This is a genomic window from Vibrio sp. 10N.247.311.12, assembly GCF_041467515.1.
Taxonomy (GTDB): domain Bacteria; phylum Pseudomonadota; class Gammaproteobacteria; order Enterobacterales; family Vibrionaceae; genus Vibrio; species Vibrio crassostreae_C.
Window position 1 is genome coordinate 1 of record NZ_JBFSUV010000053.1, and the last position, 22357, is coordinate 22357.

The 22357-nt window shown below is 45.7% G+C and carries 16 protein-coding genes; 4 read left to right on the top strand and 12 right to left on the bottom strand.

Annotated elements, in window-relative coordinates; genetic code table 11:
* Positions 1 to 109: 109 nt before the first annotated feature.
* Genes AB6E30_RS19470 through AB6E30_RS19480 form a run of 3 tightly spaced genes read right to left on the bottom strand, consistent with a single transcriptional unit; the run spans position 110 to position 2710 of the window.
* A complete protein-coding gene (locus AB6E30_RS19470) occupies positions 110 to 1291 on the bottom strand; it encodes an MFS transporter (RefSeq protein WP_136974050.1) in 1182 nt (393 codons plus the stop codon).
* Positions 1281 to 2414 carry a phosphotransferase gene (locus AB6E30_RS19475; protein WP_372104938.1) on the bottom strand — a complete coding sequence of 378 codons (1134 nt, stop codon included), beginning with the start codon at positions 2412 to 2414 and terminating at the stop codon, positions 1281 to 1283. Before AB6E30_RS19475 ends, AB6E30_RS19470 begins: the two co-directional genes overlap by 11 nt.
* A gap of 11 nt (positions 2415 to 2425) precedes the next feature.
* Positions 2426 to 2710, bottom strand: coding sequence for a GNAT family N-acetyltransferase (locus tag AB6E30_RS19480; protein ID WP_102397885.1), 285 nt, complete (start codon positions 2708 to 2710; stop codon positions 2426 to 2428).
* A gap of 274 nt (positions 2711 to 2984) precedes the next feature.
* Here AB6E30_RS19480 and AB6E30_RS19485 point away from each other — a divergent pair, with 274 nt between their 5' ends.
* The gene (locus AB6E30_RS19485) at positions 2985 to 3731 is read left to right on the top strand and encodes a flagellar brake protein (RefSeq protein ID WP_017065025.1); all 747 of its coding nucleotides are present in this window, start codon (positions 2985 to 2987) and stop codon (positions 3729 to 3731) included.
* Positions 3732 to 3894: 163 nt separating this feature from the next.
* Here AB6E30_RS19485 and AB6E30_RS19490 read toward each other — a convergent pair whose 3' ends face one another.
* Positions 3895 to 6255, bottom strand: a complete 2361-nt coding sequence (locus AB6E30_RS19490; RefSeq protein ID WP_017061577.1) for a Lon protease family protein — start codon at positions 6253 to 6255, stop codon at positions 3895 to 3897.
* A gap of 240 nt (positions 6256 to 6495) precedes the next feature.
* Between AB6E30_RS19490 and AB6E30_RS19495 the strand changes: the two genes are divergently transcribed.
* Positions 6496 to 6990, top strand: coding sequence for a hypothetical protein (locus AB6E30_RS19495; protein ID WP_029235272.1), 495 nt, complete (start codon positions 6496 to 6498; stop codon positions 6988 to 6990).
* A gap of 12 nt (positions 6991 to 7002) precedes the next feature.
* Complete coding sequence (locus tag AB6E30_RS19500; RefSeq protein ID WP_372104940.1) at positions 7003 to 8631, top strand: ABC transporter ATP-binding protein; 1629 nt, start codon at positions 7003 to 7005, stop codon at positions 8629 to 8631.
* 196 nt (positions 8632 to 8827) lie between these two features.
* Here AB6E30_RS19500 and AB6E30_RS19505 read toward each other — a convergent pair whose 3' ends face one another.
* Entirely contained in the window at positions 8828 to 9841 is a 1014-nt protein-coding gene (locus tag AB6E30_RS19505; protein ID WP_372104942.1) for a LacI family DNA-binding transcriptional regulator, read from the bottom strand.
* A 97-nt stretch (positions 9842 to 9938) separates the two neighbouring features.
* Positions 9939 to 13037 (bottom strand): GH116 family glycosyl hydrolase, encoded by a 3099-nt coding sequence (locus AB6E30_RS19510; RefSeq protein ID WP_372104944.1) that lies wholly within the window; start codon positions 13035 to 13037, stop codon positions 9939 to 9941.
* Positions 13038 to 13101: 64 nt separating this feature from the next.
* Here AB6E30_RS19510 and AB6E30_RS19515 point away from each other — a divergent pair, with 64 nt between their 5' ends.
* Positions 13102 to 14049: an aldose 1-epimerase gene (locus tag AB6E30_RS19515; RefSeq protein WP_372104946.1), complete on the top strand. Its 948-nt coding sequence runs from the start codon at positions 13102 to 13104 to the stop codon at positions 14047 to 14049.
* 129 nt (positions 14050 to 14178) lie between these two features.
* Here the strand turns inward: AB6E30_RS19515 and AB6E30_RS19520 are convergent, their stop codons facing one another.
* The 6 genes from AB6E30_RS19520 to AB6E30_RS19545 all read right to left on the bottom strand — a co-directional run bounded on the left by AB6E30_RS19520 (position 14179) and on the right by AB6E30_RS19545 (position 22356).
* Positions 14179 to 16593, bottom strand: coding sequence for a GH36-type glycosyl hydrolase domain-containing protein (locus AB6E30_RS19520; protein ID WP_102393054.1), 2415 nt, complete (start codon positions 16591 to 16593; stop codon positions 14179 to 14181).
* Positions 16594 to 16701: 108 nt separating this feature from the next.
* Positions 16702 to 17793, bottom strand: a complete 1092-nt coding sequence (locus AB6E30_RS19525) for an ABC transporter ATP-binding protein (RefSeq protein ID WP_372104948.1) — start codon at positions 17791 to 17793, stop codon at positions 16702 to 16704.
* A complete protein-coding gene (locus tag AB6E30_RS19530; RefSeq protein WP_372104950.1) occupies positions 17793 to 19142 on the bottom strand; it encodes a GH1 family beta-glucosidase in 1350 nt (449 codons plus the stop codon). Before AB6E30_RS19530 ends, AB6E30_RS19525 begins: the two co-directional genes overlap by 1 nt.
* A 17-nt stretch (positions 19143 to 19159) precedes the next feature.
* Positions 19160 to 20008 carry a carbohydrate ABC transporter permease gene (locus AB6E30_RS19535; RefSeq protein ID WP_372104954.1) on the bottom strand — a complete coding sequence of 283 codons (849 nt, stop codon included), beginning with the start codon at positions 20006 to 20008 and terminating at the stop codon, positions 19160 to 19162.
* A 46-nt stretch (positions 20009 to 20054) separates the two neighbouring features.
* Positions 20055 to 21041, bottom strand: coding sequence for a carbohydrate ABC transporter permease (locus AB6E30_RS19540; RefSeq protein WP_105023945.1), 987 nt, complete (start codon positions 21039 to 21041; stop codon positions 20055 to 20057).
* A 67-nt stretch (positions 21042 to 21108) separates the two neighbouring features.
* On the bottom strand, positions 21109 to 22356 hold the full coding sequence (locus AB6E30_RS19545) for an ABC transporter substrate-binding protein (protein ID WP_017070432.1): 1248 nt from the start codon (positions 22354 to 22356) through the stop codon (positions 21109 to 21111).
* Position 22357 lies beyond the last annotated feature (1 nt).

The window sequence follows — 22357 nt, forward strand, 5'->3', positions numbered from 1 at the left end:
CCCGTAGAGGACTTTCACCTCCTAGATCAACGCCATGCTCGGCGCACAACAAAAAGCTCCAATATCACTATTGGAGCTTTTTGCTTATTTCATAATATCGAGACCAACATTAACGCCAGCTAAACATTCGCACTTCATTACCTTCTTCAGGTGTCTTAGGAATGTTTAAAGACAACGCCAAAGAAACCGCCGCCATCGCAGCACCAATATAGAAAACCGTTGCAGGAGAAGACAACCAAATCACACCAAACACCACTGGAATAACGACCGCTGCAATATGATTGATGGTGAAAGAGACACCAGCAGTTGATGCCATGTCTGCCGGGTCTGCGATTTTCTGGAAGTAAGTTTTGATCGCCAGCGCCAATGCAAAGAACAGGTGATCGATCACGTAAAGTGCCGCCGCCCATTCCGCGCTTTGCACCAAACCATAACCGACAAACACACCAATCAAGCCAACATACTCGAAGATCAACGCTTTACGCTCGCCAACCACACCGATAAATCGACCAATGCGCTTCGCAAACAAGAAGTTAAATAGGTAATTAACCAAGAACAACAATGTGACGTCGGCAGCCGAGTAACCAAACTTCTCTACCATCAAGAAGCCTGCAAACACAGTGAAGATTTGTCTTCTCGCACCGCTCATAAACGTTAGCGCGTAGTAGAGCCAGTAACGCTTTCGCAGCACCAACTTCTTATTCTGTGGCGTTTTGGTCTGAAACTCAGGGAAGCCAAAGGTCATCACCAAAACCAGAATAAAACCAATGCCGCCAGTAATGCCGTACACCCAAGCAAAGTCGAGCTTCAGCTGTTCTAGCATCACCCAGATAGAGCCGTAAGTGATTAAGGATGCCAACGCGCCAACGGAGATCATTTTACCCAGCATCTCGGGCGCTTCTTCTTTACTCAACCACTGCAGTGACAGAGACTGCTTCAGCGTTTCAAAATAGTGAAAACCCGTCGACATCAAAACCGTAGTCAGCAACAAGCCTGTGAGTGAAGGGAATAAACCGGTTATCGCCGTGCCCACGGTCAGCATCGCCAGCGATATCAACATAAAGCGTTGCTCTCGAATGAAGGCTAAAACAAACACCACGGTAAACGCTAAGAAGCCTGGGATCTCACGCACACTTTGCAACAAACCAATATCGGCGCCATCAAAGTTCGCTTTCTCAATCACGAAGTTATTAAGCAGAGCCATCCAGCTCGAAAACGCGATAGGGACAACAATCGAAATCAGTAATAAGAAGTTTTGCGGCGTTTTCCAGCTCGCGGTTCTATCGAACATTGACGGACTCCTGTTCGTCTAATTGAGTGAGCACTCGTAAGGTCAACTGCTCAGTATAAGGGTTAATCTTCCAATGCTCTGGGCTCCAGCCTTTTACGAAACGTTGGAAATCGGCCCACGCCACGTAAAACATTGGTCGCCATGCTGCTTCTACCTCATCAAATGAAAGCTGTGGTTGATAGTGCGCTAATGCTTCTTTCAAGTGCTGGAAGTAAGCACCTAGTACTTCTGATTCAAGCTCTGCGCAATCTTGTGGCCTAATCGCGCTGCTCATGAACAAGGCGACATCTTTCATCGCACAGCCATGGCCCACATATTGGAAATCGACCGCAGCCGCGCGCTCGCTTTCAGAATCAAAACAAAAATTGGCGAGCTTGGCATCGCCATGGACTAAGGTTTGATATGGACATTCTTTTAATAAACGGTCGATGTGCTTGGCTTGGTTCTTCAATGGTAAATCAGCCAAGGCATTGAGTTCATCAGGGCGTGTATCTAGATGCCAATAAGTACCGACTTGCCACAATGATGACAACTGCTCTTGATTGATATTGATATGCTTTGCGTGAAAGTTAGCAAGCCATTTAAGGCAAGCATTACGTTGTTTTTGCTCTTCTCTTGTGTAACTAGATGCCTGATAGTCAGAAGCAGCAAGCACATCAAACTGAGAGATCAACGGGAAGCCAATATCCGCTAAGTCTTGCATCACTATCAGCCACTCATTCTCTTCTAGTTCACATTGCAGCCCAACAGGTACAGGGCAGCGCTCATCCCATTGCTGAGTGAACGACTGATACCAAGCCGTCTCAACTTGGTAAGAGTGCACCTTTCGCTGATGAGATAATTTGGTGTTCCAGCCTTTGGGGTGTTCGGCTTTATCTGGCAGTGCGACATGCTTAACGATCACACTGTTTACTGAGGCGTTGTTCATCGAGCCGCTATTATCTTTATCAAAGACTAAGCGAACTAGCTCGCCATACCCGCCCCATAGGCGTTGAATCACTTGGATATCAAACCCTTGATGGCAACCCAGTAAGGTCGCAATTTTTTGATAAAGCTCAGGTTGGTTTGGACTCGTACTCACTTGTGATTGAGCAAGATTGTTTGACGGTATTGATTGAGACATATAACTCGTTGCTATGCTTTTTCGGATAGAAGATGTGACCACTGTGGCTGCCTATTCATGTAGTGAACCACATAGCTACAAACCGGCACAATTTTGAAGCCCGCTTGTTCAATTTCAGGCAATACCGACTCCATCATCACCTTCCCAAAGCCCTTGCCTTGCAGTTCATCAGGAATGCGTGTCGACGTGATATGTAGTACATCTCCGTCCTTTTGATACTTAACGACCGCGAACTGGTTGGGTTCTAACTCTACCGTGATCTGGTTCACTTCTTGATCCCATTTTACTGCCTGCATTCTCAACTCCTGCAAATAATTGATACGACAAACAATAAAAGTTTGAAGTATGAGTTCCTTGTAATAGACTAGCGCAAGTGCATATAAATAAAACTAAGTACTTACAAACACAGCAAATAATTCAGTGCAAGCGGCTTAATATAAAATCAGCAATGATAAAAGGCACTCTATAAATCTATGTGAGTACGTCCACTAAATCTAGCACGTAATAACCCCTTATTAGCAAGTTACCAATATAACTAACAGACGCATGTTGGCGCATGGAGAACATATAATGAACGCACCCCTGAAGAAGCCTTTGGAGCATAATCAGGCACTTCAAGACCCTCGTAATCGCACCGTTTCCACTATCAATAGCACTGATGCACTGGCCATGATTGAGCACGGCAGTGAGCTGACATTAAATGTCTCGACTCCCGTTGGCACGAAGTTTCTCGCCACCACCAAGTTTATCGGAACGCACAGTGATAACTGTATTGTGGTTGAGGTTCCCGAGGTATCCAATGAAGATCTGAACTTTTTCTTTCAAGAAGGTTTTTGGATGACCGCTCGTGCGTATTCTCTACGAGGTGAAGGCGCGCTTATCCACTTTAGAAGCCAAATTCACCATAAGATTGGTGAACCCTTCCCTATTCTAGTGCTGTCTACACCAAGCACGATGCAAGTGACACAGCTACGTAAAGAAACACGCTATGAAGTGAATCTGGCTTCAAGAATCATCTTCAACGACCAGCGAGCAAACTGTGAGATAAGAGACTTATCGAAAAGTGGTTGTCGTTTCGTTACCTCACCAACCTCTCGTGCGATTCAGATTGCCGATCGCGTGTCTATTGAGATAACCCCTGAGAACTACAATGGCCCACTGATTCCGCCATTGCGAGGCATCGTCTGTAATTTACAGAAATCGACGCACTACGCTCGATACGGTGTCGAATTTGATGATATTGGCAGAGCTAACGCCAAACACTTATTGGCAAAACTGAAGTTCGATGGCACCAAGCTCTGCTTGCGAAATGGGTAACGCCTTTTAACACGCGACTTTTACCGAATACCATAAGCTGACCAAATACAAATAGCTCACTGGCAAACTAAACCTCAACCAACAAAAAAGCCATCGACTCTAGAATCGATGGCTTTTGCGTTTTGGCTGTTTGTTTATTTGTTTAGCTATCTAGATATTCAAACTATTTGCGCAGTGCGTTCAGTTTAGCTTGGGCGATACCAAAGATAGTATCAATTGGATAGCTACCCTCATCACTTGCTTCACCAGCGGCTTTGCCTGTGAACAGCTCAATCGCCTCTGTTACATGGTCAATCGCCCAGATATTAAACTCGCCCTTTTCAACCGCTTTCACGATATCGCTACGCAGCATCAGGTTGTGAACATTTGAACGCGGGATGATCACCCCTTGTTCGTTTGAACGCCCTTTGATTTCACACACATCAAAGAAACCTTCAATTTTCTCGTTCACACCACCAATAGGCTGAGACTCACCAAACTGGTTCATCGAGCCTGTAATCGCGATGTCTTGACGGTTTGGCTGCTTAGAAAACGCTGACACCACCGCACAGAACTCAGCCATACTCGCACTGTCACCATCGACGCCACCATACGATTGTTCGAAGGTGATGTTAGTGGTGAGCGGGACTTTGGCTGTCTTGCCAAATACGGAAGAAAGGTAAGCCGACAAGATCATCACCCCTTTCGAGTGAATACTGCCACCTAGGTCTACGTTTCTTTCTATATCAATCACTTCACCATCACCGTAAGCGGTGGTTGCCGTGATTCGGTTCGGCGCACCAAACATATGATCCGTCGTGCTGAGTACAGACAGCGCATTCACTTGCCCAACCGCTTGACCATCAACATGGATTAGCGTGGTGCCGTTAGTGAAGGTTTCCATCACACTGTCTTGCAGTCGTCCGACACGCATCTGTTGGTTAGATAACGCTTGGTCGACGTGTGTCGCACGAATCAGGTTCGATTTTGAGCCTCTCGCCACGTAATTTGATTCACGAAGCAGATTAGCAATGTGTGCCGAGTGCAGAGACAATTTACCTTGGTCACCCGCCTGACGAGAGCTGTGCTCAATGATGCGAGCGATCGCTTTGCGGTCACAATGCAGCATGTTGTTGTCGTGCACGATGCTCGAAATAAAGCGCGCGTAATGCATTTCAGAATCGGGAGTACGCTTCATCTCATCTTCAAAATCGGCCGTCACACGGAATAGTTCACCAAACTCTGCATCGTAGTGTTGCAGCAGTTGGTACGTTCGGTAATCGCCAAACAGGATGATCTTAACGTCCAATGGAATCGGCTCTGGATCAAGCGATACCGCCCCCGTTAAGGTCACCTCTTTTTCTAATGAAGTGAAGCTCAATTGACGTGAACGCAGTGCTCGTTTCAAGCCTTCCCAAACGTACGGTTGCTCAAGTACCTTTACTGCATCCATCAGTAATACGCCACCGTTGGCTCTGTGTAAGCTACCTGCGCGAATCAATGAGAAGTCAGTAAATACGGTGCCCTTGAACGTTGCCGTTTCTACATAGCCAAACAGAGAGTGATAATTTGGATTCTCTTCCACCACGATCGGCAGAGTCTCCTCCTTTTGGCTCACAATCACATTAACCTTGTAGCGACGCGGCATTTTCTTATCCAAAGAGGCCGTTGCAACTTCTGCTTGCTCCGTGCTCTCTTCTAAGAAGATGTCAGCGTTGTCGACAATGTCTTTACGCAGTGCCGTTAGGTACTTTTTGATGTCTGGATATTGGCTGTAATCCTTCTTCAATTGCTTGATGAAGTGCGTGATCACATCTCGCGCCGTATCATCATTCAGCTTTTGAATTTTCTCAGTGTACGTCTCTTCAAGTTCCGTCAGTTCACGAGAGATGGTTCGTAGGCCGACTTCCAATCCATCAATGGTTTTATCAAATTGATCTTGTTCTTCCGGCGAAAGCAGATCGAAGCTCTCTTCGGTATGAAGATCATCACCATTCATTGCCACAAATTGGTAATCACCCTGGGTGGTGATCGTCAGGTTAATGCCCTTGTCTTTCGCTTCTTGGCTAATGCTTTCTAACGCGGCTTGTTGCTTAGCTGCCAGTTGATTTTTAAGCCTGTCAGCACGGCTAAAGTACATCTCGTTATCAAACGCTAGAGGCATACCTTTCAGCAGTTTACGCATCAATTTTTCAATATCTTGCTTTAAGCTGCTGCCAACGCCACGCGGCAATTTCAGTACCTTAGGTGTACGAATATCTTCAAAGTTCGCGATATAACACCAATCAAAAAGCTCCTGCACTTCTTGAGGGTGACGGTTCAGATAGCGCAAGATCATGGTGCGTTTACCCAGACCATTTCGCCCTATCGCATAAATGTTGTAACCCTTTTCCTTGATTGACATCGCGAACTCAACGGCTTTTTGTGCCCGTTCCTGCCCGACGATTTCGTCAATTGGAGCCAGTTCTTTGGTCGACTTACATGGTAGCTTGTCTAAATCCGCCACCTGATACAGCTGTTCTGTATTGAGTCTTTGCATCGCCATCGCCGCCTCCTTAGTCCTTCATTACTTGGGGGTAGATAAAATCAGTGTAGATGTAATTTCCTACAAATTTAGTGACTTACGCTACACAGCTGTTCAACTGAACAAATAACACACAATTTAAGCCATTTTTAGGAATAGCTTGTTATTTAATTCACCAACTTAACATGTGAATGATTTTAATTTGCAATTGATAATAAATATCATTAACATTTTCGGATATTATAAATTGAGGATGTGGATATGGAAATTGAACGATGCTGGATGCACTACCTAAAAGCTGAACAGTTAATGGAACAAGGTCACTGGCCTGAAGCACAGCGCCTGTATGGTGATGTTCTAACCTCACTTCCTCATCACATCCAAGATGCAGCATACCAAAGCGATATTAAACCTTGCCAATTTGCCTGCCTGCTTGCTGGGTTGAGAGACGCAAGTGTCGCTCAATCAGAGATACTCAACCGATTAGGTCAGCACCAACAAGCCTTCGATACCTTGAATCAATCTTACGCTCTGATGCAATTTATCTCTCTGGAGAACACTGAGCTGATTCAACGTACCTTTGGGTTATTGGAAAAGCAGAGCGAAGATTTGCTCAATCACCTGATCGCTTTTTGCAGCGCTCAGCGCAGTTCGCATTGGATGCTCGAACTAGAACAAATTCAACGTGCTCATCACCATTTTGGGCAACTTAAAACAACGTCAGAAGTTCAATCTTCACCTAATGTCTTAAATTGATAAGGATATATCATGTCGGACCGGGCCATACTTAAAGTCAATAACCTCTCCGTTAGCTTCACAACCAATGATGGAATCATTGATGCGGTCAAAAAGGTTAACTTTACCCTTAACTCAAGCGAAACCTTGGCCATTGTTGGTGAATCAGGTTCAGGTAAATCCGTCTCTTCCAACGCGCTTATGCGTTTGCTTCCTGATAACGCCATCATTGATGCTCAATCTGAAATAGAATTTGAGGGGCAATCAATACTTGGCAAGACTGAACGAGAAATGCAGTCGATTCGTGGCGACAGAATCGGCATGATCTTTCAGGAACCGATGACCTCTCTCAACCCATACCTGCGCGTGGGCACACAAGTGGCTGAAGCCATTATGTGCCACCGCAATGTATCGAAATCAAAAGCAAAACAGCGTGTGCTAGAGCTCTTCAATCTTGTGCATTTACCAATGCCAGAACAGGCTTACAACAAGTATCCGCATGAGTTTTCAGGCGGTCAGTTGCAGCGCATCATGATTGCGATGGCTTTAATCAACGAGCCCGATATTTTGATTGCCGACGAACCCACCACCGCATTGGATGTGACCGTACAAGCGGAAGTGCTTGCTCTTATCAAAGAGATCCAAGGCAAGATGGGAATGGCAATTTTGTTCATCACCCATGACTTAGGTGTGGTGAAACACTTTGCAGACCGCGTGCTAGTGATGTGTAAAGGTGAGCTCGTAGAAGAAGGGATGACTCAATCTTTGTTCGATAGTCCTAAACATGATTACACAAGAATGCTCATTAACTCGATTCCGAAAGGCGCTAAGGTTCCTGTTGAGGCGACAGCCCCAGAACTATTGTGTGCTGACGACATCCGAGTTCAGTTCTTGGTGAAATCACACTTTATCAAGAGTAAAAGCCAGTACTTCGAAGCCGTAAAAGGCATTTCGTTGAATCTTAAGCAAGGCGAAACGCTAGGCATTGTTGGTGAATCTGGTTCAGGTAAATCAACCCTTGGACGTGCATTAATCGGCTTGCTGCCGAGTACCGGACGTATTGTTTACAAAGGCCAAGACGTTAGCTTATTAAATGATAAAGAGCGTCACAAGCTCAAGAAAGATGTCCAAATGGTGTTCCAAGATCCTTATGGTTCTTTATCACCACGCATGACAGTTGGGGAAATCATCACCGAAGGCTTAACGGTGCATCAACCTCATCTATCCAAGCAAGAACGTTTAGAAAGAGCGCGCAAAGCATTGATTGAAGTTCGCTTAGAGCCGAATTCAATAAACCGTTATCCACATGAGTTCTCTGGCGGGCAAAGACAACGTATCGCGATTGCTCGCGCACTGATTCTAGAGCCCTCTTTCATTTTGCTGGATGAACCGACTTCAGCACTCGATCGCTCAGTACAACTGACCGTGATTGACCTGCTGAAAGACATTCAAGCCAAGCACAATATCGGCTTCCTGTTCATCAGCCACGATCTCTCGGTAGTGAAAGCACTGTCGGATCGCGTACTGGTGATGCAGAAGGGCGAAGTAATGGAAGAAGGGTCTGCAGAAGAGATTTTCAATGCGCCGAAAAACAACTACACCAAGAAATTAATCGCTGCGTCATTCGACTTAGAAGATAAATCGAAAAAAAATGCCGCATAAAGGGAACTAATCAACATTAACAGCGTCTTATAATTACATTCTGAATAATCTCCTAATGGATTGAAATCTAGAATGGATATAGCAAAACTGGTTTGGCCGCCAAAAGAGAAATGTCGCATGGATGCGACATTTTTCGTTTCTGAAGGGAAATAATGTGTCTTTGACTGTAACTCCCTATGATTCAATCATTTCACAACTAACGATACAGAGACTTGGTCGACTCTCTGACGATTAAATCTATCGGTGGTAGTCGTGCTTCATGCCTCTCACCTGAAAGTAAGTTCAAAATCGACTGAGCACACACCTCTCCAATCTCTTCAATTGGCTGCCTTAATGTTGTTAACGCAGGTGTGAAATACTTAGACGTTGGCAAGTCATCAAACCCAATCACTGACACATCTTCTGGCACTTTGTAGCCGTGATCATGGAGCGCCTTAATCGCGCCGTAAGCCGTTTGATCATTGGCGGCAAACAGGCCAGAAAAATGAATCTTAGATTCAATTAATTCCACGGTTTTCTCATAGCCAGTTTCACTACTGAAATCCCCTTGCTTGACGAGCTTTGGCATCACCTTAATGCCCGCTTCTTGAAGCGCTTTCTTATAGCCTTCAAACCGATTACCTGCGTCTGGCTGGCTTGAAAGCCCTTTAATATGAGCAATATTCACATGCCCCTGTTGGAGCAAGTGGAGAGTTGCCATGTAACCACCCAACACATTGTCAATGTTAATTGAGCGAACATTATCTGCAACCATGTCATAGCCCACCGCAACCACCGGAATGTCTTGCGCATACTTCGCGATGTCTTCTTTGGTAATGCTGCCTGTCACGATGATCATGCCATCGACATTACTATTAGCCAGATACTCTAAAGCGTGTATCTCGAGCTTTTTTTGCCAATGCCCGGTTGCTATGACTAACGAATAGCCTTGAGCTATCAGGGTTTTCTCCATGTCGTTGAGGATACGACTGGTATAAGGGCTATCAGGATGTTGCACCAATACACCTATCGTGAGTGAACGGCGATTGATGTTCTCTTGCATTTGAAAATTGGGTTTGTAGCCCGTGTCTTTGATTGCTTGCTCGATGTTCTGGCTTTTATCATCCGACACATAAGTGGTTCGATTAAGAAAACGAGAAACCGTGCTTGGGGAAACACCAGCCAGTTTCGCTACATCGTATACGGTTGTTTTTTTAGTTTTAGTGCGCATCTCGATACCCTAATCCAGTGACATTTGGGGAGCCCGAAAGCTCCCCACCTATTTCAACCTGCATACCACAGCTTTCGTTGAAACTCGTATCATTAAGTTAATACATGTAGGCGAAGATCATCCCCGGTCTGAAATAACGACCTGCGGTGTATTTCAACCCGGTGCTCAGTAGCCATTTGTGAAGAATCATGGCTTGTTCCGCTGAAATTTCGCCTTGCAACATACTAACAAATTTATCACTGTCTTTAGTCAGGTCAGGACTAACTCGACCGTCAGACAGCACACACTTTTGCAATTTAAGTGCAGTAAGCCACTTTTTCGCATCATTTTGTGACAATTTAAAAGACTCTGAAAGATCTTTCTCATCAAATGAGACTGAGCAATTGAACCCTTCTGGCGCGGCAAATGGAATTTTTGAATAGTCATAGAGTGCGGTATACACGGTGTCCATCAATGTTTCTGCTTGCTGCGATTTGCCCGCTAAACTCAACGCTGTTGCGACACTAAATTGCACACCAATCCACACATCTTGTGCCTGAAAAGCCTCATGTGGTGAACCATCTGCCAATGTCATATTCGCCACACCCAGCTTAGGGCTGTTGATCTCAAAGTTATGTTTATAAACATAGTCCAATGCGCGTTGAATACGCTCTTGCGGGAAAATGCCCTCCAAACCAATCAGCTTGAGATAGCTGTCTGCAAGCAGTGCATCACCAAAGCTGTTGTCTGAATCTGGTACTAGTTCTAGATATTCTTGAGTAAAGGCTTGAGGCGCGGTCTCACTCAGTAAGCGTTTCTTAGAGACTCTTTGAGATACCTTGCTGATGTTGATGGAGGTATCGGTCTCATTGAGATAGGCATTGAGCGTATTCTTGTCAGCAATCGTATCACCCGTCAAAGTCAGGCCTAAGGTTTCCAGGTTTTGGTAGCCTTCGCCCGTTAGATGCTTGGCTTGAACTGGCGTCACGAAGAAATAGTAGTAGCCTTCTTTCTCATCCCACAAGCTTTGCTCAACTGTTGCTAATGCCTTTTTCGAACGTGTTAGGTAATCCGAACCCAGATCGTTTTCGCCCATCAATTGTGCAAGTTCACTCGCGGCTTGCAGGCCTGCAACCCAAAGGCTCGCGCAGTAAATAGAGATACCGTGAGACGCAAGGTTATCGAAGGTGTCGTCTGTACCTCGGGTTAGCGGTAAATCATCGCCCTCAGCGACCAAGTTCGATAAGAAATCGATGCTCTCAGTCACAGCCTGCCAGCACTCTTTAACTACAGAAATATCTTGCGTGTTTTGATAGTGACGGTACACCATCAGAATGTATTTCGGTGCTAAGTCCTTCCACTCTTTCACGTTGTGCCAGCTGTACGCGTCAGGCTGGATGTCGAACGGGCTACCCAAGTCATGAATAACCGCACCTCGAATAGCACGCACGCCTTGGTACTTCTCATCGATCAATTCAGCATTCGGTGTTGCTTCATATTCCCAGTAGCGGCGCTGAGTAAAGTCTTCAGCCAAAATCGCTTTTGAGAACTCTTTCATTACGCAGCCATCAAGCTCCGGCAGCAAGTAAAGCAGTGAAAATGAGCCGTAAAAATACACATCCAGAGAGTTAAAGAATGGGTAATCAACACACTCTTTCACTAGGAACTTGTCTTCTTTATCCCATACCGTAGATTCGGCTAAAAACGACAGTGAGTTCATCGCCATCGTCGCATAGCGTAGCGCTGATTCAGGCTGTGATATTTTGCTTTGAGCTTGCTCTAGGAAAGCGGTCTGTTGCTCAATAATCTTCTGCTCAATCACCTCAAGCTTTGGCAAAACATCTTGTAACATCGGTAAGGCAGGCTTTGCTTGTGGGTAGAATTGCGTGTAAGCCTTGTCTGAGTGCCAGCCATTGAGCATAACTTTACTGTGTGCCATCACCTGTGCGAAACGCAGGTCAACGGATTCGCCCGGCTCCAACTCAACCTGAACCACGACCAATGCACTCAATGCTTCGCGCCCAGTGTAGATCCCAGTTTGGAATTCTGTATTAGTACGGCCTGTTTTCAGTGCGAACTCGGTTTGCTGGGTCACTTTCGAAGTATAAAGCGTTGGCTTAACAGACACCGATACCTTGCCAGATTTAGTCAAACGGTTTTCGGCTTGAACACCAAACACCACCTCACCCTCAATATCACTTTGATAAGGGGACTGACTAGTGAGCTGAACACCAGTAAAACTGTGGCTTTCATCATTGACCTTCACCGCTTTATGCTGCTGAGCAATCGGGTTTTGAGATAAGGTACACGCCGAATCTTGAATCCCATCGCGACCTTTGCGATAAGTTGAGCCAATCAAGTTTTGTAGCGGCTGAGCAAGCGTAATCACGCGTGTTTTCGCAGAATGATTGGTTAATTCGAAGTGATTCCAGTGCATCGGTAAAGAGCACAGGCGTTTGTCGTTTTTAACGATTGGAGAAACCACTTTACGTTTTATTTTAATGTCATCAAAACTGTTATATTTATATTCAGCTAATGGATACAAAGCTTGATATTCGATATCCTTACCGTTGACACTATCTATATCACTGCCATTGAGACTATCCATATCATTATTATCACCAGCAGTAAGTGATAATAATTTAACTGTATCATTTATTAATAAACCATTAAAGAAATCTAAGGCTACATATAATTGACAAATAATTGAAGATGAATCTGAGTCAATCAATAATAGAGTCTTATTTGAAAACTCAATGTTCCATTTTGTAAAGTTAGCTTTATTCTCTTGGTAGAAGCCACCATTTTTTAATGCCGAACGAATGTGGTTAATCGCATTCGACATGTCTGTATTGTCAATCTTCTTACCATCGAACAAAGCAGGATAGAAGTTCAGGTGAACACCTAGCTCTTGTTCATTAAGAACTTGCAGCGTGTCGATGGTTGGCACATTCATCACTGACGCATAAAAATCATTAAAATTAACAACTTGCTCTGAACAATCGACAAATATTCCCGGAATAAAGCTGAAGTTCGGCGTGTTGCCGTTTGGTGTGAGTGTAAATGTGTTACCAATTCCGCCGACTGCCATACCGGTATTTTCTGGCGTGGTCGAAATTGGCGTGTACCAAGGTTGAATAAATTCAACTGCATCACCTTTTTTACACAAGTGCTCTGAATTTCCTGAGTAGCTCGTATATGGAATTTTATTATTCATTTTAAAACCGCCATTGAATATTTTTTTCTTCTTGTTAATATCTTTTAAAAATGGAGACATCAACATGTTTAAAATTATAAATGAAAAATTTGGAAATATTGACTCTGTCACATTAATAAACCACCAACATGGTATAGAACTTCAAATAATCAATGGATTTGGTGCTGTTATTAATAAATATATCGTAAATAACAGTCCATTCTCTTTTATTTGTGGTTATCAGAATTATGATGAACTGATCAACCAACATCCGTTCTTTTCCCGCAGTGCTAAATTATTCCCTTTTCCAAACCGTTTAAACTTAGGTCGTTACAGTTTCGATAACCAAAACCATCAACTCCCAGCTAACTTTCCTTGGTCTGATCACGCCGTACACGGCCTGCTCTACAACCAACCTTTTTCAATTACAAACAGCGTAGCCACTGAAGAATCCGCCAGTGTGACGTTGCAATATCATACGTCGTCTTTGCATCCTGCTTTCCCGTTTGCGTTCAACCTTGAAGTCACCTTCACTATCGATACCACGGGTAAGCTCACTTCCTCAACGACCGTCTCTAATCTGGGTGATTCAGCCTTCCCATTCGGTGATGCTTGGCACCCTTATTTTTCACTCGGTACTGAGCTAGCACAATGTGGACTCGCTATGTCGCCTTGCTCTGAGGTCATACACGAAAACGACCTACCCAATGGTGAAAAGCACGCTTTTGACCGTTTGTCTTTGGACGACTCGCTCACCAATCAAAGCTTAAATCACTGCTTTGAATTTGATTCCAAGACAACCAACCAACTTGCGTTTACGCGCTCAGATTCGTCTGCCGCTATTCGCTACCAACAAGATGAAAGCTACCCATTCGTTCAGCTGTACACGCCAACTAGCGAGCAAAGTATTGCAATAGAACCAATGACTTGCCCCGCTGATGCCTTCAATAACCAGATTGGCTTATTGACACTTAGCCCGAACCAATCTCAAACCTTTACTTGGCAATGCCAAGCCACCTATCAGCCAACATAAAGAAAGCAAACTAAAGCAACTGCTGTATGCGAAATCAGCCCCCAGAGAACGCATTGCTAACGAAACAACTGCAACGAAAGAAGCAAACTAAAGAAGCAATAAAGGGCGCATAAAGCGCCCTTCTCTTTGTTAACCTAAAATCACCTCGATGGTGTGCTCACCCGATGTAAATACCGGTGCTTTGTTGCCTGAAATCAGGTCACCATTGACCTTCATCTCAACCACGCCCTTACATACGTTATTCGGGTTTGTGACATGAATATGATACGTCGCACCACGGAACTGACGACGGACCTTAAACTCAGGCCACTCAGCCGGAATACAAGGGTCCACCAGCAAGCCATCAATTTCAGGTCGAACACCTAGAATCCACTGCGTACCTGCCACGTATGTCCAAGATGAAGTACCAGACAGCCATGCATTACGACCTAGGCCGAACTGTTTATGTTCGTCACCCAAGATGTTTTGTGGGTAGCAGTAAGGTTCAGATTCAAAGGTATCAATATCGTCGTTCTTAGAAGCTGGGTTAATTTGACGGTAGTACTCATAAGCACGCTCACCATTACCCATTTTCGCTTCTGCGATCATCACCCATGGGTTTGAGTGAAGGAAGATACCGCCGTTCTCCTTCGCACCCGGTGGATATGTCGAAACGCCACCAAGTTGTGGATCAAAGCCGTTGTAGCCTGGAGTTGAAAGCTTGATACCATTGGTCGTGTTCAGCTTGTTGTAAACCGAATCTAGCGCCTGAGTGGCACGCTCTTGTGTTGCGAAACCAGAAATCACAGGCCAACTTTGACCATTAGTGTAGATCTGCCCTTGCTCGTTCTTGTGAGAACCAATCGGCAGGCCTTGCTCATCAAAGTAACGCACGAACCATTCGCCATCCCAACCGCACTCATTCACTGTGCTCTGCATCTGTTGATATTGCTCTTTGAACTGAGCAGTCAACTGTTCTTCACCGCGCAACTCACAGAGATCCAACATATCAAGCAGGGCTTTACCATACATGTTAGCTACCATCATCGACTCAGCACCCGTTGGCAGGTTCACCGTGTCATTCCAGTCAGCAAAACCTAATAACGGTAGGCCGTGGTCACCCGTATTGGTGTACGTAAATTCGATCGCGCGACACAAGTGATCCCAAACGGTGCCTGTTTCCACAGGATTACCCGCTTTGTCTTTTTGATAGAACGGGATCACTTTGTTCAAGAAAACAGCATTGCCTGTCTCTTTCACATATTGAGTGACTGCGTAGATAATCCACAGATGATCGTCGCCGTAGTAATCCGGACGATCTTCCTCTTCACGTGAGTCACCCGCGTTCGCTTCCATGGTTGATGGGAAGAACTGGTGCATCGCAGAACCATTGATGTTTTGCACTGATAGTAAGCGCTCAATGAACTCACGCGCCTCTTCTGGCATATGAGTAATCACGCCCAACGTATCTTGCGAAGAATCACGGAAACCAATGCCACGTGCGCCATAGCCAAGCTGGTACAGAGACAGGTAACGAGACCAGTTTTTAGTGGTGTGACACTGACGTGGGTTATGTACATTAAGCATTGAGTTCATTGCAGGATCTGGCGTTTCAACCTGAACTGCTTGTAGGTAACCACCCCAATGTTCAGCCAGTTCAGCGAAAGCAGAATCGACCACTTGATGGTCACGATATTTAGCCAGCAGAGGCAATGCTGCTTCTAGGCTCTGTTCTTGCGCGATTTGTACGACCGTACGTTCTGTCTGCTCTGGAGATAACCAACCCAAACGCAGGTTAAGCGCGCCAATGTTGTCACCACGCAAACACTCAGTATTGCCAAGCTCATCGTTTTCTAACGCTTGCGGGGCAGCCCATGTGCCGTAACCAAATTGACCAAGGAATGATTGGCGATCACCATCAAACGACGTCGCAGGGCGATCCGTTGTCATCAGATTTACCGCGTAGTCGCGCTTCATGAAGGCATACTGCTCAAGCACAGTATGACCCGACTCTTGCTGGTGCGCTTTCAGCGTCATGGTTTGTGGAACCCAATCAGCATTAAGTAGCTGCTTAAGCGCATCAAAGTGTGTGAACTCATACACAGGAACCACATCAACGTGCAGGGCTTTATCTGAAATGTTGGTGACTTTGATGTCTTGTAACAGCACTTGGTCAGCTTTTGGCACGAAGAATGTCGCTTCACAACGCACACCAAACGCTTCTGCAATGATGGTGGTGTAAGACAAGCCAGTGTGGTTTTCAAACTTATCAAGCGGCTTCAGAGTCGGTGTATAGAAAGGTGAGAACACCTCTACGTTACCCGCTTCGTCACGCACCTTGAGGTATAGGGTCGAGCCTTTGAAGTCTGAGTTTGGCAGTTGTGCAATGTACTTGGTGATACGGTTCAGTGCCGGATCGCCCTTACACAACAACACGCCACCGTTGCTATCAACAATGCCACCGAAATCTAATGTGCCAACATAGTTACACCATTTGATTGGTGTGCACGGCGTGGTTGCTACGTATTCTTTGTTTTTATCGTCAAAATATCCGAATTTCATCATCACTATCCCTAGCCCCTCCCAAATCAGGAGGAGCCAAAACAATTTGTCGTAAGTAGGTTGGTATCAGCTCGTTGGCTGACTTAAGTAGACCGGCTAGCTCGTAATTGACTAGCTCGCTAGCGAGTTCTCGCTCAGTGCGTCAAACAGGTGGAAAGCATCCAAATCTAAGTAAAGTGTCAGTTCTTTCACATCCACTTCAGCAGCTTGGGTCTCAACCATCAGCGGTTGGCCGCCGATTTCTGTTTTCAGAAGAATGCTCGCACCCAGCAGTTCCTTGTCTTTGATTTTCACAGGGAATGGCAGCACACGGTCGTGGTCAACTTGCTCAGCACGTAGGTGGATGTCTGTTGGACGAACACCAAAGTGAAGCGCTAGGTTTTTAGACGCCAGAGACTTAAAACGCTCCGGAAGTGGGATATGAACATCACCAAGTTCAACGAAGTATTCACCTTCTTTTTCAATCAGCTTCGCTTCCAACATGTTCATTGATGGATTACCAATGAACTGCGCGACAAACTTGTTTGCAGGGCGTTGGAACACCTCAGTTGGTGTGCCCACTTGAGCAACATAACCGTCTTTCAGAATTACGATGCGGTCTGCTAGCGTCATCGCTTCGATCTGATCGTGTGTAACGTAGATGGTGGTGGTTTTAAGCTCACGGTGTAGGTGCTTTATTTCTTCACGCATCACACCACGCAGTTTTGCATCTAGGTTAGATAACGGCTCATCAAACAAGAACACTTTCGGCGTACGAACCATCGCACGGCCCATTGCTACACGCTGACGCTGACCACCAGAAAGCTCTTTCGGCTTACGACTAAGTAGTGGATCAAGCTCTAGCATTTTCGCCGCTTTTAAAACTTCTACGTCGATTTCCGCTTTCGGCATGCCCTTCAGTTTTAATGCAAAGGCAATGTTCTCGTAGACCGTCATGTGTGGGTACAGTGCATAGCTTTGGAATACCATAGCCAAGTCACGATCTTTAGCATCGACCTTGTTCATCACTTTGCCACCAACCACGATGTCGCCTGAGCTGATGCTCTCTAGGCCTGCAAGCATTCGAAGTGTGGTCGATTTACCACAGCCAGATGGGCCAAGGAAAACCACGAACTCGCCGTCTTCAACCGTAAAATCAAACTCTTTTACAACTTCAACATCGCCGAATGATTTTTTGATGTTCTTAAATTCTACTTTAGCCATTATCTGTTCTCCTCAGCGCGCTCTTGAAGCATGTTTCGGTACGCAATTGCGCTCTGTTTCAGTGTTCTTTCTTGGGTGGTGTAATCAACATGGACGATGCCAAAGCGTTGGCAGTAGCCGAATGCCCACTCAAAGTTATCCATCAGACTCCACGCAAAGTAGCCATCGACTTTCACACCCGCTTCAACTGCGTTGTGCACCGCTTCGATGTGGCCTTGGAAGTAACGAACACGTTGGTCATCCATCACTTGTCCGTTAACACGCTCGTCGTTACCTGCTGCACCATTCTCTGTAATGTAGATAGGCGGCATATTTTCGTAACGAGCATCCAGTCTTACCAATAAGTCGGTTAAACCTTGTGGGTTGATCTCCCAGCCGATGTAAGTGTGTTCAGCGTCAGTCTGTTTTACTGATTCAATGTCGCCGTTCTCGTTGAAGCGAGCGACATTGCGTGTGTAGTAATTGATACCGATGTAATCAACTGGTGCACTGATGATGTCTAGATCGCCTTCTAGAATCATCGGCATGTTCATCGCTTGGCGCTCGACAACTAGCTGTGGGTATTCACCTTTCAGTACAGGGTCGATGAACCAGTGGTAGTTCTCTGCTTCACAGTAGTCTGCAGCGCCTTGATCTTGCGATGTCAGTGGGTAAGCCGGAGTCGCGTTAAATACCACACCATGCTTAGCATGAGGCGCGTTCTTACGAAGAATCGGCATTGCCAAACCGTGTGCCAGCATTAAGTGGTGAGACGCTAGGTAGCCCTCTTTCTCACCCTTGATGCCTGGCGCATGCTCGCCCCAACGGTAGCCCAAGAACGCAGACACAAACGGTTCGTTCAATGTTGTGTAAACATCAATCTTGTCACCAAAGTAGTTACTCACCACTTCTGCGTATTCTGCAAACTTGTAAGACGTTTCACGGTTCAGCCAACCACCTTTGTCTTCAAGGTATTGCGGCAGATCCCAGTGATAAAGCGTTACGTAAACCTTCATCCCACGAGCATGACACTCATCGATGATCTGCTCATAAAACTCTAAACCTTGCTGATTCACCACACCGTCTTGCGGCAGGATACGTGGCCATGCAATTGATAGGCGGTAAGCGTCAACGCCTAAGCCTTGAATCATCTCGATGTCTTGTTGCCACAGATGGTAGTGATCACACGCCACGTCACCATTGTCGCCGTTATCTACCTTACCCGGCTTCTTACAAAACGTGTCCCAGATAGACGGTGTACGACCGCCCTCTTCAACGCCGCCTTCAATTTGGTATGAAGATGTCGCGACACCGAATACAAATTCCTTACTGCGTAACTTTGAATCACTTGGAAGTTGAAATTTATTCATTGTTATAACCCTTAAACCTAACCTTTAACTGCGCCGGACGTTAAACCACTGATCATCTGTTTCGATGCGAACAGGTATGTAATCACAAGTGGTAAAATAGAAATTGTGGTACCTAGCATTACCGCGCCCCATGGCGTATTCGGAATACCTTGAACACTTCGTAGTGCTTGTGTGATGACGTAATTGTCAGGGTTGTTCAGCACCACAAGAGGCTGCATAAACATGTTCCAGAAGAAGACGAACTGCACGATAGCGAGTGTTGCTAGTGCTGGTTTCATCAGTGGCAGTACCACACTCCAGTACGTTCTGAACTCACCTGCGCCATCCAATTTCGCTGCTTCTAATAGCTCTTTAGGAATCGATGCAATCACGTGCTGACGCATCAAGAAGATGCCAAATGGCGTGGTTGTGAACGGTAGCCATACCGCCATGTGGTTATCCAGCAAGCCTAAGAATTTCACGGTCATGAAGTAAGGGATCAGGCTAAGCACAGGCGGAATCGCCATTGAGCCAACCAGCATGCCGAACAACACGTTCTTTCCGCGGAACTTAAACACAGCAAACGCGTAACCACCCATACTACAAAACAGCAGAGAGATGGTTGTGCCCAAGAAAGCCACGTAAATCGAGTTAAACATCGCTTTCCAAAACGGCATGATTTCCAGCAGTTTTGCGTAGTTCACCATTAGGCTGTCGCCAATCGCAAAGCTGATGCCCGAGCCGAAGATCTCCGAACGGTCACGTGTTGAAAGCAGTGCTGACCACACAAATGGGAACACCGTAATGATTGCGGAAACAATCAGTAATATGCCGAGCATGACCATCAAGATCTTAGTCATGATGTACATGGTGCGTTCGCTTGGCATTAGGCCACTTAATGGTGAGGTATTTGTCTTAATTGATGTCGACATCTTAATGTTCCCCTAAGCCTTTCTTACCGAAGAATAAAAATTGAACCAAAGTACAAGACGCGATCAGTGCAAACAGAAGCCATGAAATTGCTGACGCTGTGCCCATTTCTAACCATTCCCAACCCACTTTGTAGAGGTACATAGAGATAGTTAAACCAGATTGACCCGTACCACCTGTACCACGCGTTAGAACGAACGGTTCTTCAAACATTTGCAGGTTACCGATGATGGTCATGGTGATTGCAAAGAAGATGAATGGACGAATCATTGGTAGTGAGATGTTCCAGAAGCGGCGGAAGGCATTCGCACCATCCATACGTGCAGCTTCTAAAATGTCTTTAGGAATCGTCATTAAACCTGTGGTGTAAAGGACGATGTTAAAACCGGTGTATTTCCAGAAAACCATGATCGCGATAGACGGCTTCACCATAGTGGCATCATCTAACCAGCGGATTGGTTGAAAATCATTTACCCAAGCGAATGCCCAACCAAACAGTGTGCTATCAGCCAATGCCATTAGCGTTTGGTTGATGATTCCTGAGTTAGGAGAGTACATATTGAAGAAAATCAGTGACGCTGCGACCGTTGATGTGATGAACGGTAGAAAGTACGCCGATGTTAGCCAGTGACGCATACGGTCACCCATTGAAACCAACATGTAAGCCACTGGAATAGCGACTAAGTGCTGAGCAACACCCGATGTGATTGCTAGCCACAATGTGTTCTTTAATGAACGCCAGAGCCATGGGTCAGTCAAGGCAATGTGATAGTTCTCAAAACCAACGAACTCCATTGCATCCATGCCCTGTACTGGGTTCCATTCGTGGAACGACAGATAAACAGAGAACAACAGCGGGAAGATCCCAAATACAGAAAAAATGATCAGAAACGGCAGAAGGAATCCATACGGTGTAAGCGCTTTCAAATTCAGACGAGAAAAAAGGCTTTGCTCCGAAGGTTCTATCGTTGTGCTCGCTGTATGATTCATAGTAACGACCTCTTAAAAAAGGAAGCGCGTTATCCACGCTTCCTCACTTACTCAAAGTAATAACAAATTAAAGATTACGCGTACGACGCTTGATTAGACGCTCTGCCTCTTTCAATGCAGTCTCGATGTCCTTACCTTCATCAAGCACTTCCATCAATGCGTTCTCTAAAATTATAGAGCGTGCTACGTGGTCGCCTTGAGCTGGAGATACTGGCTTGATGTTCTGTGCCACTTCAGCAAATAGTAGACGTGCTTTCTGTCCACCTAGGAATTCCATCTCTTCTTGGAAAAGCTCATCGTCATATGTCGTTACGTTCGCAGGGAAAGCCGCAATCGTTTCGAAGTGCTTAAGTTGAACATCACGATCCGTCGTCATGTATTCAATCAACGCCCAAGCTTCATCTGGGTTGTCAGATTGAGTTGGAATCGATAGGAATGAACCACCCCAGCTGCCGTAGATGCCATCAGGTAGGTTTTCTACCGCCCATTTACCTTTGGTTTCAGGAGCGATCCAGTTGTTTAGGTGACCAAGTAGCCAAGCGCCAGAAAGTTGAGTTGCAAATGTGCCGTTGCGGAAGCCTTCGTACCATTCGTTAGACCAAGCCAGAATGCGGCCGTCTAAGCCTTTGTCGCGAATTTCTTTTGCTACTTCAAAAGCGTGAACAAAACGCTCTGATGTCACCACTGGGTTGCCATCTTTATCGAAGTACAGACCTTCACCTTCAGGAACGGTCGTGAAGATAATCGCTTGTGCCACGTCGGCTGCCGAAGCGATAAGTTGTACGTTTTGCTCTTTCAGTTTTTCACCAGCAGCGATGTATGAATCCCAATCTTTGATTGCGTCTTCTACATTGATGCCCGCTTTTTCAAACACATCGGTGCGGTAGTACATAACACCTGGGCCCAGGTCGACAGGAATCCCGTACATGTCGCCGTCAGCGCCTTTTCCTTGTGCCCAAGCGTAAGGTGCGAATCGTTCTTCGTATTTATCTGCACCGTAGTTTTCAGACAGGTTAACTAGGCCGCCAGAACCAACGAATGGACCGATTTTCTCAACGTCCACAACAATCACGTCACCCGCACCTGAGCCCGTTGCTAGGTTAGTGGTTAGTTTCGTGTGGTGGTCACCGTGGTTATTCATAAGGTAATCAACTTTAATCCCTGTTTCCTTTTCGAAATCAGGCAGTAATACCTTCAGGCTGCTATCAAAATCAGGGAAACCGTCGAAACGAATCTCTTTGTCAGCAGCATTTACTGCTGTTGCACCTAGTCCTAAAGCAACCGCGCACGAAAGCGCCAAGGTCTTAAATTTCATG